General features: G+C 50.2%; 16 protein-coding genes and 2 pseudogenes. 6 read left to right on the top strand and 12 right to left on the bottom strand.

The genetic code is table 11. From position 1 onward, the window contains the following. The first annotated feature begins 17 nt into the window (after positions 1-17). Both KXD89_RS02510 and KXD89_RS02505 read left to right on the top strand, forming a co-directional pair. Positions 18-2,399: a fimbrial biogenesis outer membrane usher protein gene (locus KXD89_RS02510; RefSeq protein ID WP_000914994.1), complete on the top strand. Its 2,382-nt coding sequence runs from the start codon at positions 18-20 to the stop codon at positions 2,397-2,399. Then, a pseudogene (locus tag KXD89_RS02505) lies at positions 2,396-2,779 on the top strand (YhcE family protein); the annotation flags it as partial. The gene KXD89_RS02510 and the pseudogene KXD89_RS02505, both read left to right, overlap by 4 nt. Before the next feature lie 133 nt (positions 2,780-2,912). Here KXD89_RS02505 and KXD89_RS02500 read toward each other — a convergent pair. Further along, positions 2,913-3,893: an IS5-like element IS5 family transposase gene (locus tag KXD89_RS02500; protein WP_000019403.1), complete on the bottom strand. Its 981-nt coding sequence runs from the start codon at positions 3,891-3,893 to the stop codon at positions 2,913-2,915. A 67-nt stretch (positions 3,894-3,960) separates the two neighbouring features. Here KXD89_RS02500 and KXD89_RS02495 point away from each other — a divergent pair. The 3 genes and pseudogenes from KXD89_RS02495 to KXD89_RS02485 all read left to right on the top strand — a co-directional run. Then, positions 3,961-4,140, top strand: a pseudogene (locus KXD89_RS02495) (YhcE family protein); the annotation flags it as partial. Continuing rightward, positions 4,137-4,853: a DUF1120 domain-containing protein gene (locus KXD89_RS02490; protein ID WP_001067008.1), complete on the top strand. Its 717-nt coding sequence runs from the start codon at positions 4,137-4,139 to the stop codon at positions 4,851-4,853. The pseudogene KXD89_RS02495 and the gene KXD89_RS02490, both read left to right, overlap by 4 nt. Before the next feature lie 184 nt (positions 4,854-5,037). Further along, positions 5,038-6,165: a YhcG family protein gene (locus KXD89_RS02485; RefSeq protein ID WP_000445111.1), complete on the top strand. Its 1,128-nt coding sequence runs from the start codon at positions 5,038-5,040 to the stop codon at positions 6,163-6,165. A gap of 59 nt (positions 6,166-6,224) precedes the next feature. On the opposite strand, the gene nanQ is transcribed toward KXD89_RS02485, so the two are convergent. From nanQ to nanR, 6 genes are all read right to left on the bottom strand, one after another. Further along, complete coding sequence (nanQ, locus tag KXD89_RS02480; protein ID WP_000979882.1) at positions 6,225-6,689, bottom strand: N-acetylneuraminate anomerase; 465 nt, start codon at positions 6,687-6,689, stop codon at positions 6,225-6,227. Continuing rightward, positions 6,686-7,561: an N-acetylmannosamine kinase gene (gene nanK, locus KXD89_RS02475; RefSeq protein WP_000209011.1), complete on the bottom strand. Its 876-nt coding sequence runs from the start codon at positions 7,559-7,561 to the stop codon at positions 6,686-6,688. Before nanK ends, nanQ begins: the two co-directional genes overlap by 4 nt. Then, on the bottom strand, positions 7,558-8,247 hold the full coding sequence (locus tag KXD89_RS02470) for an N-acetylmannosamine-6-phosphate 2-epimerase (RefSeq protein WP_000054239.1): 690 nt from the start codon (positions 8,245-8,247) through the stop codon (positions 7,558-7,560). The genes nanK and KXD89_RS02470 overlap by 4 nt, the downstream gene beginning before the upstream one ends. 47 nt (positions 8,248-8,294) lie before the next feature. Then, on the bottom strand, positions 8,295-9,785 hold the full coding sequence (nanT, locus tag KXD89_RS02465; protein ID WP_000108454.1) for a sialic acid transporter NanT: 1,491 nt from the start codon (positions 9,783-9,785) through the stop codon (positions 8,295-8,297). A gap of 108 nt (positions 9,786-9,893) precedes the next feature. Further along, on the bottom strand, positions 9,894-10,787 hold the full coding sequence (gene nanA / locus KXD89_RS02460; RefSeq protein WP_000224714.1) for an N-acetylneuraminate lyase: 894 nt from the start codon (positions 10,785-10,787) through the stop codon (positions 9,894-9,896). A gap of 121 nt (positions 10,788-10,908) precedes the next feature. Then, the gene (gene nanR, locus KXD89_RS02455; RefSeq protein ID WP_000523845.1) at positions 10,909-11,700 is read right to left on the bottom strand and encodes a transcriptional regulator NanR; all 792 of its coding nucleotides are present in this window, start codon (positions 11,698-11,700) and stop codon (positions 10,909-10,911) included. Between the two features lie 379 nt (positions 11,701-12,079). On the opposite strand from nanR, the gene dcuC reads away from it, so the two are divergent. Beyond that, positions 12,080-13,447, top strand: a complete 1,368-nt coding sequence (gene dcuC, locus KXD89_RS02450; RefSeq protein WP_000467018.1) for an anaerobic C4-dicarboxylate transporter DcuC — start codon at positions 12,080-12,082, stop codon at positions 13,445-13,447. A gap of 42 nt (positions 13,448-13,489) precedes the next feature. On the opposite strand, the gene sspB is transcribed toward dcuC, so the two are convergent. The 5 genes from sspB to zapE form a co-directional block, all read right to left on the bottom strand. Further along, positions 13,490-13,987 carry a ClpXP protease specificity-enhancing factor gene (sspB, locus tag KXD89_RS02445; RefSeq protein ID WP_000366129.1) on the bottom strand — a complete coding sequence of 166 codons (498 nt, stop codon included), beginning with the start codon at positions 13,985-13,987 and terminating at the stop codon, positions 13,490-13,492. A 5-nt stretch (positions 13,988-13,992) separates the two neighbouring features. Beyond that, the gene (sspA, locus tag KXD89_RS02440) at positions 13,993-14,631 is read right to left on the bottom strand and encodes a stringent starvation protein SspA (RefSeq protein WP_000257293.1); all 639 of its coding nucleotides are present in this window, start codon (positions 14,629-14,631) and stop codon (positions 13,993-13,995) included. Between the two features lie 394 nt (positions 14,632-15,025). After that, positions 15,026-15,418 (bottom strand): 30S ribosomal protein S9, encoded by a 393-nt coding sequence (gene rpsI / locus KXD89_RS02435; RefSeq protein ID WP_000829818.1) that lies wholly within the window; start codon positions 15,416-15,418, stop codon positions 15,026-15,028. 15 nt (positions 15,419-15,433) lie between these two features. Further along, on the bottom strand, positions 15,434-15,862 hold the full coding sequence (gene rplM / locus KXD89_RS02430; protein WP_000847559.1) for a 50S ribosomal protein L13: 429 nt from the start codon (positions 15,860-15,862) through the stop codon (positions 15,434-15,436). 218 nt (positions 15,863-16,080) lie between these two features. Beyond that, positions 16,081-17,208, bottom strand: a complete 1,128-nt coding sequence (gene zapE / locus KXD89_RS02425) for a cell division protein ZapE (RefSeq protein ID WP_001192332.1) — start codon at positions 17,206-17,208, stop codon at positions 16,081-16,083. Positions 17,209-17,223: the final 15 nt, after the last annotated feature.

The raw sequence follows: 17,223 nt of genomic DNA, 5'->3' as shown, positions 1-17,223 counted from the left end.
TGCCTGGAGCGACAAGGATGTTAAAAAAAACGTTACTGGCCTACACCATTGGTTTTGCCTTTTCTCCCCCAGCCAATGCAGATGGTATAGAGATTGCCGCTGTTGATTTTGATCGGGAAACATTAAAATCACTAGGTGTAGATCCTAATATATCGCATTATTTTTCCCGTTCAGCCCGTTTTTTGCCAGGTGAATATTCACTGATAGTATCAGTAAATGGCGAAAAAAAAGGCAACATTGCTACGCGCTTTGATGAAAATGGCGACATTTGTCTTGATCAGGCATTTCTGCAACAAGCCGGTTTAAAAATTCCTTCTGAAGAAAAAAATGGCTGTTACGACTATATATTGTCCTACCCGGGTACCACAATCACACCATTACCTAACCAGGAAGCGTTAGATATTATCGTTTCACCACAGGCGATCATTCCCATAGGGTTGGATCTCACAAACGCAGCAACTGGTGGAACAGCTGCGCTGCTAAACTACTCTCTGATGAGCAGCCGTGCAGAATTTTCTAATGGGAGTTCGGACTACTCCCAGGCTGCACTTGAAGGCGGGATTAATATTAATGACTGGATGTTACGCAGCCATCAGTTCCTTACACAAACAAATGGCACATTCAGTAACCAGAACTCGTCAACCTACCTTCAACGTACCTTTACAGATCTTAAAACACTCATGCGAGCAGGTGAAGTTAACCTCAATAATAGCGTGTTGGAAGGAGCCAGTATTTACGGTATCGAAATCGCACCGGACAACGCATTGCAAACCAGCGGCAGTGGTGTGCAAGTTACTGGTATAGCCAACACCTCTCAGGCTCGTGTCGAGATTCGTCAACAAGGAGTTTTAATTCATTCCATTCTGGTTCCTGCGGGCGCATTCACTATCCCTGATGTACCTGTTCGCAATGGTAATAGTGATCTTAATGTCACCGTTGTCGAAACAGACGGTAGTTCGCACAACTATATTGTTCCCTCCACCCTGTTTAATCAGCATGTAGAAAGCTTCCAGGGTTATCGCTTCGCGATAGGGCGGGTAGACGATGACTATGACGAATCACCTTGGGTAATTAGTGCATCGAGCGGATGGAATCTGACACGCTGGAGTGCAATGAACGGCGGCGTTATCGTAGCAGAAAATTATCAGGCGGCATCAATCCGGTCGAGTCTGGTTCCCCTGCCCGATTTAACAGTGAGCAGCCAAATTAGTACATCGCAGGATACGAAAGACTCACTGCAAGGACAGAAATATCGTCTTGACGCGAACTACAATCTCCCATTTTCACTTGGGCTAACAACCAGCCTCACTCGATCTGATCGCCATTATCGCGAACTGTCTGAAGCGATTGATGATGATTATACCGATCCGACTAAAAGCACTTATGCGCTTGGTTTAAACTGGTCTAACTCCATTCTGGGTGGTTTCAACATCAGTGGCTATAAAACATATAGTTACGACGGTGACAATGACTCAAGCAACCTTAATATTAACTGGAACAAAGCGTTCAAACACGCCACGGTTTCCGTCAACTGGCAGCATCAACTTAGTGCTTCAGAAAATAATGAAGACGATGGTGATCTGTTCTACGTCAACATCAGTATTCCATTTGGCAGATCAAACACCGCCACACTGTATACTCGCCATGACGATCATAAAACCCACTATGGTACTGGTGTCATGGGAGTCGTCTCAGATGAGATGTCCTACTATGTGAATGCTGAACGAGATCACGACGAACGTGAAACGAGCTTGAACGGCAGTATCAGTTCCAATCTCCATTACACCCAAGTCAGCCTTGCCGCAGGAGCAAGCGGCAGTGATAGCCGTACTTACAACGGTACGATGTCAGGTGGTATTGCCGTACATGATCAGGGAGTGACCTTTTCACCGTGGACTATCAATGACACTTTCGCCATCGCAAAAATGGATAACAATATTGCAGGTGTCAGAATTACATCTCAGGCAGGCCCAGTATGGACAGATTTTCGGGGTAATGCCGTCATTCCATCAATCCAGCCGTGGCGAACATCAGGAGTTGAGATCGATACCGCCAGCTTGCCAAAAAATGTCGATATCGGTAACGGCACAAAAATGATCAAACAAGGCCGTGGTGCAGTAGGGAAAGTCGGATTCAGTGCGATAACACAACGCCGTGCATTACTCAATATCACACTTTCCGACGGCAAAAAACTGCCCAGAGGCGTTGCGATTGAAGATAGTGAAGGCAACTATCTGACAACATCAGTGGATGACGGTGTTGTATTCCTCAATAACATCAAACCGGACATGGTGCTAGATATAAAAGATGAGCAGCAATCATGCCGTATTCACCTTACATTCCCAGAAGATGCACCAAAAGATGTGTTCTATGAGACAGCAACAGGAGAGTGCCAATGAAACGGATAATAACAGGATGCCTGCTGCTGAACTTCGCCATGGCCGCTCAGGCAGAGTGTAATATCTCCAGTAGCATACAAAATATCGACTATGGCAAACGAAGTGCTGCCATGCGCCAAGTTGACCGGGGTAAAACAACACAATTAGCAGACAGAACAATCACGCTGGTAATGCAATGCGATCAGGACGCTCATATTCGTGTTCAGTTGAATACCGCTAATATTTCCAACAACGGATTTGGATTTGGCCCGAATGGTTCATTAAATCTGATCGCCAGCGATGCATTTTCAGGTAGTAACAATCTCGACCTGGCGTTAGCCAGTGGCAAAAATGACAATCCGGGCAGCACAGGAACAGCATCAATTAGGGAAGGTGCGAATAAGCGGGGAAATTCTTCTCGGCTGACTCAGTCATTTCATTTCTTCATGTTTGAGCCGATTTTTTCTCCCGTAAATGCCTTGAATCAGCCTATTTAGACCGTTTCTTCGCCATTTAAGGCGTTATCCCCAGTTTTTAGTGAGATCTCTCCCACTGACGTATCATTTGGTCCGCCCGAAACAGGTTGGCCAGCGTGAATAACATCGCCAGTTGGTTATCGTTTTTCAGCAACCCCTTGTATCTGGCTTTCACGAAGCCGAACTGTCGCTTGATGATGCGAAATGGGTGCTCCACCCTGGCCCGGATGCTGGCTTTCATGTATTCGATGTTGATGGCCGTTTTGTTCTTGCGTGGATGCTGTTTCAAGGTTCTTACCTTGCCGGGGCGCTCGGCGATCAGCCAGTCCACATCCACCTCGGCCAGCTCCTCGCGCTGTGGCGCCCCTTGGTAGCCGGCATCGGCTGAGACAAATTGCTCCTCTCCATGCAGCAGATTACCCAGCTGATTGAGGTCATGCTCGTTGGCCGCGGTGGTGACCAGGCTGTGGGTCAGGCCACTCTTGGCATCGACACCAATGTGGGCCTTCATGCCAAAGTGCCACTGATTGCCTTTCTTGGTCTGATGCATCTCCGGATCGCGTTGCTGCTCTTTGTTCTTGGTCGAGCTGGGTGCCTCAATGATGGTGGCATCGACCAAGGTGCCTTGAGTCATCATGACGCCTGCTTCGGCCAGCCAGCGATTGATGGTCTTGAACAATTGGCGGGCCAGTTGATGCTGCTCCAGCAGGTGGCGGAAATTCATGATGGTGGTGCGGTCCGGCAAGGCGCTATCCAGGGATAACCGGGCAAACAGACGCATGGAGGCGATTTCGTACAGAGCATCTTCCATCGCGCCATCGCTCAGGTTGTACCAATGCTGCATGCAGTGAATGCGTAGCATGGTTTCCAGCGGATAAGGTCGCCGGCCATTACCAGCCTTGGGGTAAAACGGCTCGATGACTTCCACCATGTTTTGCCATGGCAGAATCTGCTCCATGCGGGACAAGAAAATCTCTTTTCTGGTCTGACGGCGCTTACTGCTGAATTCACTGTCGGCGAAGGTAAGTTGATGACTCATGATGAACCCTGTTCTATGGCTCCAGATGACAAACATGATCTCATATCAGGGACTTGTTCGCACCTTCCTTAGTACTTCCCCCAATAATTGGCTGGTGTTTATGCAAAATGGTCAAGAAGTGGTAATTGATAGCGGTAAAAGCGTTAGCCTCACACTGACAATGGCTCCAGCTTTTAAGGATGAAGGGGAACTAACCGACATGACAGATATTACAGGCAATCTGACGGTCCTGGTGGAGGCAAAATGAACAATGTAAAATTACTGATTGCCGGAAGTGCCTTTTTTGCCATGTCAGCGCAAGCCGCTGATAGAGTATCAATTGACGTTAAGGTGACTCTGGAAGCTGCAGCTTGTACTCCAATACTAAGCAACGGCGGAGTTGTTAACTTCGGTAGTCATTCAGTCAATAGACTTTCAACGCAGCACTACACACAGATTGGAACACGTAATATTAATATGACTATAACTTGCGAATCCGCTACCGGCATTGCGATTACCGCTCGTGATACACGAATGGATAGTATGACCACCGGAAAAGATAGTGGGGGTCAGAGTGGTGTAAAATATACCTTAAATGGCGGAGGTTATATTAGCCAGACAACGCGCTTATTCGGCTTAGGGAAAACAAAAGATAATAAAAATATCGGTAGTTATGCCGTGTTAATTGATAGCAACAACATTAGTGCCAGCAATGGTAGCCAGACGTTAGCTGTATCAATAGCAGGTGCAGATGCCGTCATAACAGGGCAAAAAAGAGCATGGCAAACGCTCACCGCTTATCCGCTTGCAGTCGATCAAAGCTATTATTACACCTTTGTAAAACCAGGTGAAACAACCCCAACTCCTGTAACGAACGCCATTATACCGCTTCAGGTGAGCGCATCTATCGCGAATGATTTAGGCGGTTCAGAAAAAATCGAACTTGATGGGAAAGCTGTGATAAGCGTAGTCTACTTGTGATAACAATGCCGGACAGGAGTACTATCAGGCATTCGTTTTATACGATCGGTTAATGTTTCAGGAAAGCTCTTCGCATATCTTGGGGAAAGTAAATGTAATACGCTGTTCTTAATTGTTCAGTGCTCACCCCCCAGAGTATAGCTCATTCCATTATTCAACTTAGCTCCATATAAAGGGACAGATAATGGAATCGCTCTCAGAAGGAACCACAGCAGGCTACCAGCAAATCCACGACGGTATTATTCATCTGGTCGATAGCGCCCGGACGGAAACGGTACGTAGCGTTAACGCGTTAATGACCGCGACGTACCAGGAAATTGGCCGACGAATTGTCGAATTTGAACAAGGTGGCGAGGCCAGGGCTGCGTATGGTGCGCAGCTAATCAAGCGACTATCAAAGGATTTATGTCTAAGGTATAAGCGTGGGTTCTCTGCAAAAAACTTACGCCAAATGAGGCTTTTTTACCTCTTTTTTCAACATGTTGAAATTCACCAGACAATGTCTGGCGAATTAACACCATTGGGAATTCCGCAGACACCGTCTGCAGAATTCCCATCGGCAAAGATTTGGCAGACGCTGTCTGCCAAATCTTTCCCCTTGCCCAGGTCCACCTACGTCCGTTTACTTTCCGTTAAAAACGCTGACGCCCGCAGCTTTTATGAAAAAGAGACGCTCCGCTGTGGCTGGTCTGTTCGCCAGCTAGAGCGGCAAATTGCGACCCAGTTTTATGAGCGGACACTACTGTCACATGACAAATCAGCCATGCTGCAACAACACGCTCCTGCCGAGACGCATATTCTTCCGCAACAGGCGATACGCGATCCCTTTGTGCTCGAATTTCTGGAATTGAAAGATGAATATTCAGAATCCGATTTTGAGGAGGCGCTGATCAACCACCTGATGGATTTCATGCTGGAACTTGGGGATGATTTTGCCTTTGTTGGTCGGCAGCGAAGGTTACGCATTGATGACAACTGGTTTCGTGTCGATCTGCTGTTTTTCCACCGCCGTTTACGCTGCCTGCTAATCGTCGATCTAAAAGTGGGCAAATTCAGCTATAGCGATGCCGGACAGATGAATATGTATCTCAACTACGCCAAAGAGCACTGGACGCTACCGGATGAAAATCCGCCCATCGGTCTGGTTCTCTGTGCAGAGAAAGGAGCCGGAGAAGCGCATTATGCTCTGGCAGGTTTGCCTAACACCGTTCTGGCAAGCGAATATAAGATGCAACTACCTGATGAGAAACGACTCGCAGATGAACTCGTTCGAACACAGGCGGTGCTAGAGGAAGGCTATAGACGCCGTTAATTTCAGCGGTTTCGAATTCTGCAGACAGTGTCTGCAGAATCTTTAAAACGAACTAAGTTTTAAGCCATTAAATCAGCCTTAACCTTCACCACAACCTTTTTAATCTCTCCAGGCTCGCCGACAACGCATCCTGGTTTATGCGGTTCACCTGGCATAAACACGGCGAACATTCCCGGTTTTAAGATGATGGCTTGCTCGTTATCAATGGTGCTGCAAAGCTGATAATCATCCTCATGGTGGAACTCTTCACACTGACGCGCAGTGCCTGCCATGCCAAACAGAATCCGTTCCTCACCGTTTAATAACAGCTGGATATCAATGTATTGCTCGTGCAATTCCGCTTTTTTCTCGACGGGCGATTGAGTGTTAAACGTCATGACATTCATAAAGATATTGTCGCCCTGTAATTCGTAACGACCCGGCGCTTTTTCTTGCGGTCTGGCAGCTAATGCCAGCGTTAACGCGTCCTGTAACGCAGGATGTAACCCAGCAGACGGTAATGACTGTACTTCACCCATCATCATAATTTTTCTCCCTGGGCCAACAGCGCAGCCCCAAGTAAACCTGCATCATGGCGGTAATGCGCCGCCAGTAAATCAACATGAAATGCCGCTGGCTCCTGCGCCAGATACGTTTCCACCAGCGCCAGATACCCTTCTGCCAGACCAACGCTGCCACCGACCACCACGCACTGGCAATCAGTTGTGGCTTTAATATCAGCGATCAGCCTTGCAAGCGTACGTGCGGAGCGGTGAATCAGCTGCTGCGCCTGCTCGTCACCCTGCCCGGCGCGCGTGAAAATAGTTTTCGCATCCGCGCCAGCCAACTCCCCCTGCGCTGCCGCTGCAATGCCGCGACCAGAAGCAATCGCTTCCACGCAACCTGTGCGTCCACAGCCGCAGACTGGGCCGTGTGGATCGGCAAGCGTATGCCCGATATGCCCCGCCAGACCGCCAGGGCCGGTAAGCAGTTTGCAGCCGCTCACTACACCGCCGCCAACGCCGGTGGAAACGGTGATAAAGACCATATCGGTTATATCGCCATCCAGCGCCTGAAACTCCGCCCATGCTGCGGCCTGCGCGTCGTTAATGGCAATGGTCGGCAAATTGGTAAGTTGTTCCAGCGTTTTGACTAACGGAAAGTGTAGCAATCCACCAAGATTATGCGGATTAAGCGCCAGCAAGCTGCCGTCACGGATTATCCCGGTCGAAGCGATGGCAACCCGCTGCGCATGAGCTTGCAACGGAGAGACTAATGCGGATAAGGCATCACGCAAGGCTTCTGGTGTCTGGCTGGCTGGCGTAGGAAGTTCACGACGATCGCGGATCTGCCCGTCAGCGCCAATCAGCGCGGCGGCAAGTTTAGTACCGCCGATATCAATCGCCAGTGTGGTCATAGCACCGCCTTTTTCATCGCTGTGTTGTACCACTGACAAATGTGCTCAAGACGCGTGATTGCAGAACCGACCGTCACCGCCCACGCGCCGTGGCGCATCGCATCCGCCGCCTGAGCAGGCGTGTTGTAACGCCCTTCGGCAATCACCCGACATCCGGCGTCGCTCAACGTTTTCACCAGCGCCAGATCCGGCTCTTCTGGCGTTTCAGGCGTGGTATAGCCAGAAAGCGTAGTGCCAATAATTTCGGCTCCCAGCTTTTGGCATGCCAGGCCGTCTTCCGGCGTTGAGCAGTCGGTCATCGCCAGTAAACCGTGATGGTGAATACGTGCCAGCAGCGTTTCAACAGGCACCGGACGCGGGCGGTCGGTGCCGTCAATGGCGATAATGTCCGCGCCCGCCTGCGCCAGCGCATCAACATCTTCAATATAGGCCGTGATGCGTACCGGAGAATCCTCCAGATCGCGTTTCACAATTCCAATAATCGGCACGCTCACCACCGCACGCGTGGCTTGCAGATTTGCCACACCTTCAATGCGAATGGCAACCGCGCCCGCCTGTTCTGCCGCTAATGCCATGGCGGCGACGATTTCGGGTTTATCGAGCGGGCTGTCCGGAACCGGCTGGCAGGAGACAATCAGGCCACCGTTAGCAGCGATTTTTTGATCCAGTTGTGCAAGTAACGACATACATCTTCCCTTAGCGAAAGGCCCGGTACATAGACCGGGCAACAGGATTAACTTTTGGTTTTGACTAAATCGTTTTTGGCGCTGCCAAACGGCACGGCACCGCTGAATGGTTTACCGTCGATAGCGTCATGAGTACGCAACGCTTCCGGGCGCAACCAACGCTGAACGCGAGAAGGCATATCCAGCCCAATCAGCAGGATCACCACGAACGTCAGACTGAACGAGAGCGATGCCAGCGCAGTACCCAGATCCAGACGTTGAGCGATCAACGCGCCGATGATTGGGGCCAGTGCACCGCCCAATGCGCCAACGTTGTAGGTAAAGCCCAGGCCCGCTGCACGCTGGTCGGTATCGAAATAACCGCCAATCAGTTTTGGTAAGATCCCGGCGATCCCTTGTCCAAGCATTTGCTGGAAGAACAGTAACAGACCGAGCACCCAGACGTTTGCGCCGCCAATCGCAAATACCGGAATAATCAGCAGCTGCGAGGCCAGCAGGCTACAAACGTACGCTTTGCGGGTTCCCAGCCAGTCACCGAGGAAGCCACCTACGCAGCATCCCACCGCCGCGCCAAAGCCACTAAAGAACAGCACATTGGCTACAGTATGCGGGTTATAAGCCAGATCGGTTTTCAGATACGTTGGCAGCAGCGCCTGAATCGGCCATGAGTAGAGGAAAGCAAACAACACGACCACCATCAGCATTACGCCCGTTGGCCAGCGTTTGCCTGCACTCTGCACCATAAAGCTGATAAAGATTGCGGCGCATAACAGCCCAAGAACAGCGACGATCGCGGCATTTTGCAGGTTACCGGCGAAGCAGAACCACAGCGCAGTAGCCGCCGCCAGTGTCATTACGATATTGGCAATGCGATGTTCACCACGGTAGAGAATATCCACCATTGTGCGTACTGGTGCTTTACCTGCGTGTTTCTCTTTCCAGTCTTCCGCTTCCGGGATGTTTTTACGCAGCCAGAGAGCAAAGATGATTGGCAAAATGCCGATAAAGAACAGCGCACGCCAGCCCCAGACCGGAACCACCAGGCTATAGACCTGAGCGGCAACGACGGCCCCCACAGAGAAGCCTGAAATCAAAAAACCACTGGCTTTGTTACGCAGATGTTTTGGCCAGCTTTCAATGACATAGGTGGCGCTGGAACCGTATTCACCCGCCATCCCCATGCCGATGACCAGACGAGCGATAAACATGGTGATGTAGCCTGGCGCAAAGCCGCAGGCCAGCGTCCCGGCCGAGAAGAGAACGATGCTGGTGACCATTGCCAGACGACGCCCGTAGCGGTCACCCATAGCGCCGAGCATCAGGCCGCCGAACCAGCGAGAGATAAAGGCTGCAGAGATCAGACTTGCCGCCTGCACCGTCGTCAGCCCGAATTCACCTTGTACTTCGGTGAGTACCAGGGCGATTAAAACGAAATCAAAACCGTCAAGCAGATATCCCAACCAGGCAGCGGAAAATGCGCGCCATTGTGCACGGTTGAGATGGCGATACCACGGGATATTCTGGGTTGTAGTACTCATTGTGAGTCTCCCGCGGTGGGCGATGCCCACACGCTTTGGTATGAAAATTGTAGGGTACAGATGCGTTTATTTCCCCTCACCCGGTAGGGGCGAGCGAGGGGAAACAACTCACCCGCGCTCTTGCATCAACTGCTGGGCCAGCGCCTTCAGTTCTGGCAGATATTTTTCATCTACCGGTCCAAACGGTTTGCGGCACAGCGGCACAGAAACGACATCCATATAATGGAGGACAGTTTTCAGGCCGCGGAATACGCCCGTTTTGATCAGTAAATCAATGACTTTATTGCATTCAGTTTGCAGTTTCTGCGCGGTCTGGATATCGCCTTCTTTCAGCGCCTTAACGATCCCCTGATAGCGCCAGCCCATGATGTTGTAGGTACTGCCGATACCACCATCAGCGCCCGCCAGCAGACCAGAGGCGAAGATTTCGTCGTAACCGTTATAGAGCACAAGATCAGGATGTTCACGACGGATCTGCTCCATCTGATAGAGATCGCCAGAGGTCTGTTTCAGCGCACCTACGCCAGGCAATGTAACAAGTGTGTTGATCTGATCCAGGGTCAGTTTTACCCCACTCAGGGCTGGAATGTTGTACACCACCATCGGCAAACCATCCGCCGAATCAATAATTGCCCGATAGTGATCGCAGTGTTCTTCAAAGCTGAAAGGATAGTAGAACGGCGTGACGGCGGAGACGGCATCGAAGCCATAACGTTTAGCCGATGCCGCAAGTTGTTGGCTTTCGGCGGTGCTGACGCAACCGACGTGGGCGATGAGTTTAATCTTACCTTTCGCCTCTTCGGCGACGATTTCCAGTACCTGTTCACGCTCGGAAAGGCTTTGTACAAAGGCCTCGCCGGTCGAACCACCCACGTATAAACCGTCGATGCCCTGCTGAATATTGAACTGAACCAGGCGACGCAGACTCGCTTTATCCAGTGCTTGTTGTTGGTCAAAAGGAGTCAGGAGTGCAGCCATTACGCCACGTAAATTCGTTGCCATAAATACCTCTGAAGTGATGCTTGTCTGATAAACGATATACCTTTATACCTGTTATACCAGATCAATTAAGCAACACCCCATACAGAAAGCTTATAATGCGATCTGCTTCACTAAAGTGGCATTATTTCTTTTTGTTGGTGGTCTGACCGAAAGCGTGCCAGGTAGCAGAGACGCTGTTGAGATGCGATTGCAACGCACGATCGGCTTCGTCAGGATCATGACGGCGGATCGCATCAACGATCGCAATATGCTGTTGATAACTAACGTTGTTATGTTCGTGCAGTGCCTGATCGGTAACCGTTGGGCGTGCGGCAATAAGCCAGTCGAGCAGGGCAACGTGGATCGCCATGAAGATTGGGTTACCGGGGATCTCCGCCAGCACGCGGTGGAAATCAACGTCTGAACGAATGAATGCCGCGTTGTTATCCAGCGACTGACTGTTGATTTCCAGTGCTTTTGCCAGCAAATCGATTTGCTCATCGGTGGCATGTTCAGCCGCATAGCGCACCAGACTGGATTCAAAGAACAGACGTAATTGTTCGAAATGGGCAATCCCACCGGGATGAGAAAGGAAATCTTTCGCCATGCCGGAAAGCTCACCGATGATAGTGTCCGCAGAAGGACGCGAGACGCGAGCGCGTTCGCCGTTGTTTATTTGCACCAGACCTTTGCGTTTTAACGCTGCCAGCGCTTCACGCACCGAAGGACGCCCGACGTTAAAGAACGCCATCAGTTCGCGTTCAGACGGTAATTGTTCACCTTCGCCAAATTCACGACGGCGGATCATCTGTTCCAGCTCTTCTTCCACCATTTCGGAGAGTTTTTTACGCGCCAGCGGGCGGCTACGCAAGTTGCGACCAATTGCAGGTGAAGAATCTTCGGTTTGCGAATCAAATGCGTTCATAAGGCCCATTCTGTAAGGTCAGTGTGATTAACATCATCAGTGACATCCTATCACAGGATTGAAAGTAGGGGAAAATGGCAGGGTTTTCTCTTTGTGCCTCATCATTACCATAATTAACGGAATAATTAACTATTGCGAAAAATTAATGTAACGCAGATAAAAACATCCCGTTTGAATTATTTATAAGACTATTCACGAGCATTATGAATATTATGAATGTGTTCTTACAAAATAATCATAAGCGCATATTTTTTAATGAAAAATCACCTCACCTACAATTAAAAACACGACATCCGCACCATAAATAGCCTTGCAAAAAATATAACATCGTTGTTTTCAATCTGCCGTTTATGGGATTGACCGTTTTCTTTTGACACGGAGTTCAACAATGTTCGGCATAATTATATCTGTCATCGTATTAATTACGATGGGCTATTTGATCCTGAAAAACTACAAACCTCAGGTGGTGCTGGCTGCCGCAGGTATCTTCCTGATGATGTGCGGTGTCTGGTTAGGGTTCGGTGGTGTACTCGATCCCACCAAAAGCAGCGGCTACTTGATCGTCGATATTTATAATGAAATCCTGCGCATGCTGTCCAACCGCATTGCCGGATTGGGGCTGTCGATTATGGCGGTGGGCGGTTATGCCCGCTACATGGAGCGCATAGGGGCCAGTCGCGCGATGGTGAGCTTGTTAAGCCGCCCGTTAAAACTCATTCGCTCGCCGTATATTATTCTGTCGGCAACTTACGTCATCGGCCAAATCATGGCGCAGTTTATTACCAGCGCCTCCGGTCTGGGTATGTTGCTGATGGTCACCTTATTTCCGACGCTGGTGAGTCTGGGAGTAAGTCGTCTCTCTGCGGTGGCAGTTATCGCAACCACGATGTCCATTGAGTGGGGGATTCTGGAAACGAACTCCATTTTTGCTGCCCAGGTAGCGGGAATGAAAATTGCCACATACTTCTTCCACTACCAGCTTCCGGTCGCCTCTTGCGTCATTATCTCGGTGGCGATCTCCCACTTTTTCGTGCAACGCGCTTTTGACAAAAAAGATAAAAATATCAATCACGAACAGGCAGAGCAAAAAGCTCTCGATAATGTCCCGCCGCTCTATTACGCCATTTTACCTGTGATGCCGTTAATCCTGATGCTCGGCTCGCTGTTCCTCGCCCACGTCGGGCTGATGCAGTCAGAACTGCATCTGGTGGTGGTGATGTTACTGAGTTTGACTGTGACGATGTTTGTTGAGTTCTTCCGCAAGCATAACTTGCGCGAAACAATGGACGATGTGCAGGCGTTTTTTGACGGCATGGGTACGCAGTTTGCCAACGTGGTAACGCTGGTGGTCGCGGGTGAAATATTTGCGAAAGGCTTAACGACGATTGGCACTGTCGATGCGGTTATCAGGGGGGCGGAGCATTCTGGTCTGGGCGGTATTGGCGTGATGATTATTATGGCGCTGGTCATTGCCATTTGTGCCATTGTGATGGGCTCTGGCAATGCGCCGTTTATGTCATTTGCCAGTCTTATTCCGAATATCGCAGCCGGACTACATGTACCAGCGGTTGTAATGATTATGCCGATGCATTTTGCCACGACGCTAGCGCGCGCGGTTTCGCCGATTACTGCGGTGGTGGTCGTTACGTCAGGAATTGCAGGCGTTTCGCCTTTTGCGGTGGTGAAGCGGACAGCGATCCCCATGGCAGTCGGTTTCGTGGTGAATATGATTGCCACAATCACGCTATTTTATTAAGTCATTAAAAAGACAAAACAGGCCGCCTGGGCCTGTTTTGTATTACTTCACAACGCGTAATGCCGGTCGACCACCGCGTGGTGGCTGCGGAGGTTCATCGTCAGGATGAGTGTCATCATCGTGATCTGGCTTGTCGCCATCAATAACCGACATAACGGTTTCGTTGTCTGCCGATGCCTCTTCATCATTCATGATGCTGGTATCTTCATCGTAGGCAGCTTCAGGCTCAAACATCGTGCCTGCGCCATTTTCACGGGCGTAGATAGCCAGCACGGCAGCCAGCGGCACAGAAACCTGACGCGGAATGCCACCAAAGCGCGCGTTAAAGCGCACCTCATCATTCGCCAGTTCCAGATTGCCGACAGCACGCGGCGCAATGTTGAGTACGATTTGCCCGTCACGCGCATATTCCATAGGAACCTGCACGCCAGGGAGCGTCACATCCACCACCAGGTGCGGCGTGAGCTGGTTATCCAGCAACCACTCATAGAATGCACGCAGCAGATAGGGACGACGTGGTGTTAGCTGTGACAAATCCATACAGATTAACTCCGGCCCAGACGCATTTCACGTTCTGCTTCAGTTAAAGAAGCAAGGAAAGAGTCACGCTCAAAGACGCGGGTCATATAGCCTTTCAGCTCTTTCGCACCCGGGCCGCTGAACTCGATGCCCAGTTGCGGCAGACGCCACAGCAGCGGAGCAAGATAGCAATCGACCAGGCTGAACTCATCGCTCAGGAAGTACGGCTTCTGACCGAAGACCGGCGCAATCGCCAGCAGTTCTTCGCGCAGTTGCTTACGTGCGGCATCTGCTTCAGAAGCTGAACCGTTGATGATGGTGTTCATCAGCGTGTACCAGTCTTTTTCGATGCGATGCATGTACAGACGGCTTTCACCGCGAGCTACCGGGTAAACAGGCATCAGTGGCGGATGCGGGAAACGCTCATCCAGATATTCCATAATGATGCGAGATTCCCACAGGGTCAGCTCACGATCCACCAGGGTCGGAACGCTCTGATTCGGGTTGAGGTCAATCAGATCCTGAGGCGGATTGTCCTTTTCCACGTGTTCGATCTCGAAACTTACACCTTTCTCAGCCAGCACAATGCGGACCTGATGGCTATAGATGTCAGTAGGACCGGAAAACAGCGTCATTACCGAACGTTTGTTGGCAGCGACAGCCATGAAAACCTCCAGGTATAGTCAGAATTTTTACTGCTACCAGCCACCAGGTGGCCAGTCAGAAGTTGTGTTACCCAATAAGGAACGACTCTCTTTGTTCGAAAATCAAACAAAAAATGAGCAATACCCGACATTTGGGCAGAAAATTGGATGATAGTTTACCAGATTTTGCGACCATTGTGGTGAGTCGATGCCGGAAATGGGGAAAAAGAGATGCGCTTTAGTCTGAAATAGTTGACTTAGTCCCTTATTGGCGATGTGGTTTTTGTTTTACCTGTCTGTCAGGTGGCAGCAAAAAGCAACTTTCCAGTTTTTACGCTGATTCAGATTTTAGCTATAAAAAAACCCGCCGAAGCGGGTTTTTTCGAAAATTGTTTTCTGCCGGAGCAGAAGCCAATTAACGTTTGGAGAACTGCGGACGACGACGTGCTTTACGCAGACCGACTTTCTTACGTTCAACCTGACGAGCGTCACGAGTAACGAAGCCAGCTTTACGCAGTTCAGAACGCAGGGACTCGTCGTATTCCATCAGAGCGCGGGTGATACCGTGACGGATCGCACCAGCCTGACCAGAGATACCACCACCTTTAACGGTGATGTACAGGTCCAGTTTCTCAACCATGTCGACCAGTTCCAGCGGCTGACGAACTACCATGCGGGCAGTTTCACGACCGAAGTACTGTTCCAGAGAACGTTGGTTGATTACGATTTTACCGTTGCCCGGTTTGATGAAAACGCGAGCTGCGGAACTTTTGCGGCGACCAGTGCCGTAGTATTGATTTTCAGCCATTGCCTATAATCCCGATTAGATGTCAAGAACTTGCGGTTGCTGTGCCGCGTGGTTGTGCTCGTTACCCGCGTAAACTTTCAGTTTACGGAACATAGCACGACCCAGCGGGCCTTTTGGCAACATGCCTTTAACCGCGATTTCAATCACACGCTCAGGACGGCGAGCAATCATCTCTTCAAAGGTCGCTTGTTTGATACCACCGATGTGGCCGGTGTGGTGATAGTACACTTTGTCAGTACGCTTGTTGCCGGTTACAGCAACTTTGTCAGCGTTCAGAACGATGATGTAATCACCGGTATCTACGTGCGGAGTGTATTCCGCTTTGTGCTTACCGCGCAGGCGACGAGCCAGTTCAGTAGCCAGACGGCCCAGAGTTTTACCGGTCGCGTCAACAACATACCAGTCGCGTTTTACGGTTTCTGGTTTAGCTGTAAAAGTTTTCATTAAAAGCTTACCCAATAAATAGTTACACGTTGGTGAACACCCAAACGTCTTCAATTGTTGAGGTTCACACGACAAAGTCCGGCAAACCTACCCCTTCGAATAGCCTATGCCAGCACACAAAAAGTTTTGGGAAAAAAACTTTCTTGTAACGTGGGGTCGCAGGATTATAGAGAAGTCGGGGTCAAAGATCGACCCCTTTTTGTGATTTGTGACAGGTTTTAACCCGCCAAATGCTCGCGCTTCAGATACTCTTCGCTTTGCATCTCTTGCAGACGTGACAGGCAACGCTGGAACTCAAACTTCAGCCGATCGCCCTGATAAATTTCATACAGCGGCACTTCTGCACTCACCACTAATTTGACATGGCGCTCGTAAAACTCATCCACCAGCGCAATAAAGCGCCGCGCTTCGCTCTCCATCAACCGCGTCATAACTGGTACATCAAACAACATGACCGTATGAAAGAGACGTGAGAGCGCAATATAGTCATGCTGACTGCGGGCGTCGACGCACAGCGTAGTAAAAGAGACCGCCAGCGTCTGGTTCTCGACGCCCATTGTTGCTAATGGCCGATGGTTGATTTCTAACGTCGGTGAATTTTCTCGTTTCCCCCCCGCCAGCGCCAACCATAGTTTATCCATTTGCGCCCGGGTTTCATCGTGAAGTGGCGAAAGCCACAGATGCGCCTGAGTGAGTGTACGCAGACGATAATCAACACCAGCGTCCACGTTCATTACATCACAATGCTGTTTAATGGCATCGATTGCAGGCAGAAAACGCGCACGTTGCAGGCCATTTCGATAAAGTTCATCCGGCGGAATATTTGACGTCGCTACCAGGGTAATACCGCGAGCGAACAGGGCTTTCATCAGACCGCCAAGTAGCATGGCATCGGTAATATCAGAAACAAAAAATTCGTCAAAACAGAGCACGTCAGTTTCGGCTTTAAAGCGATCGGCAATAATTTCCAGCGGATCGGTCTGCCCCTGTAAGGCAGTTAGCTCTTCATGCACCCGCAGCATAAAACGGTGAAAGTGCAGGCGCTGTTTCCGCTCTCCCGGCAGGCTTTGATAGAAAAGGTCCATCAGCCAGGTTTTCCCGCGTCCTACACCGCCCCACATATATAAGCCACGCACTGGCGTATGCTTTGTGTCTTCGCGTTTACCCCACAGCTTACCGACCCGCGCCATTAGCCCACTCGTCCTGGGGGCTGGTGGCGTGCTATTGATGAGTTCCTGATAAATAATTTCCAGGCGGCTGACGGCCTCTTTTTGAACGTCGTCGGGTTGATGGCTGCCTTCATTAAGCGCCTTCAGGTATTGCGATGTTGGGGTAACGCTTTGCATGATCTTATTGTTATT

It is taken from the genome of Escherichia sp. TC-EC600-tetX4 (assembly GCF_019356055.1).
Classification (GTDB): domain Bacteria; phylum Pseudomonadota; class Gammaproteobacteria; order Enterobacterales; family Enterobacteriaceae.
Note: the sequence above shows the minus strand (reverse complement) of the source record. Positions and strands in the feature narration are given on the sequence as shown.

Coding starts and splice junctions, on each gene's coding strand:
- KXD89_RS02510 (WP_000914994.1), top strand. CDS start 18: ATGTTAAAAAAAACGTTACTGGCCTACACCATTGGTTTTGCCTTTTCT.
- KXD89_RS02500 (WP_000019403.1), bottom strand. CDS start 3,893: ATGAGTCATCAACTTACCTTCGCCGACAGTGAATTCAGCAGTAAGCGC.
- KXD89_RS02490 (WP_001067008.1), top strand. CDS start 4,137: ATGAACAATGTAAAATTACTGATTGCCGGAAGTGCCTTTTTTGCCATG.
- KXD89_RS02485 (WP_000445111.1), top strand. CDS start 5,038: ATGGAATCGCTCTCAGAAGGAACCACAGCAGGCTACCAGCAAATCCAC.
- nanQ (WP_000979882.1), bottom strand. CDS start 6,689: ATGATGATGGGTGAAGTACAGTCATTACCGTCTGCTGGGTTACATCCT.
- nanK (WP_000209011.1), bottom strand. CDS start 7,561: ATGACCACACTGGCGATTGATATCGGCGGTACTAAACTTGCCGCCGCG.
- KXD89_RS02470 (WP_000054239.1), bottom strand. CDS start 8,247: ATGTCGTTACTTGCACAACTGGATCAAAAAATCGCTGCTAACGGTGGC.
- nanT (WP_000108454.1), bottom strand. CDS start 9,785: ATGAGTACTACAACCCAGAATATCCCGTGGTATCGCCATCTCAACCGT.
- nanA (WP_000224714.1), bottom strand. CDS start 10,787: ATGGCAACGAATTTACGTGGCGTAATGGCTGCACTCCTGACTCCTTTT.
- nanR (WP_000523845.1), bottom strand. CDS start 11,700: ATGGGCCTTATGAACGCATTTGATTCGCAAACCGAAGATTCTTCACCT.
- dcuC (WP_000467018.1), top strand. CDS start 12,080: ATGTTCGGCATAATTATATCTGTCATCGTATTAATTACGATGGGCTAT.
- sspB (WP_000366129.1), bottom strand. CDS start 13,987: ATGGATTTGTCACAGCTAACACCACGTCGTCCCTATCTGCTGCGTGCA.
- sspA (WP_000257293.1), bottom strand. CDS start 14,631: ATGGCTGTCGCTGCCAACAAACGTTCGGTAATGACGCTGTTTTCCGGT.
- rpsI (WP_000829818.1), bottom strand. CDS start 15,418: ATGGCTGAAAATCAATACTACGGCACTGGTCGCCGCAAAAGTTCCGCA.
- rplM (WP_000847559.1), bottom strand. CDS start 15,862: ATGAAAACTTTTACAGCTAAACCAGAAACCGTAAAACGCGACTGGTAT.
- zapE (WP_001192332.1), bottom strand. CDS start 17,208: ATGCAAAGCGTTACCCCAACATCGCAATACCTGAAGGCGCTTAATGAA.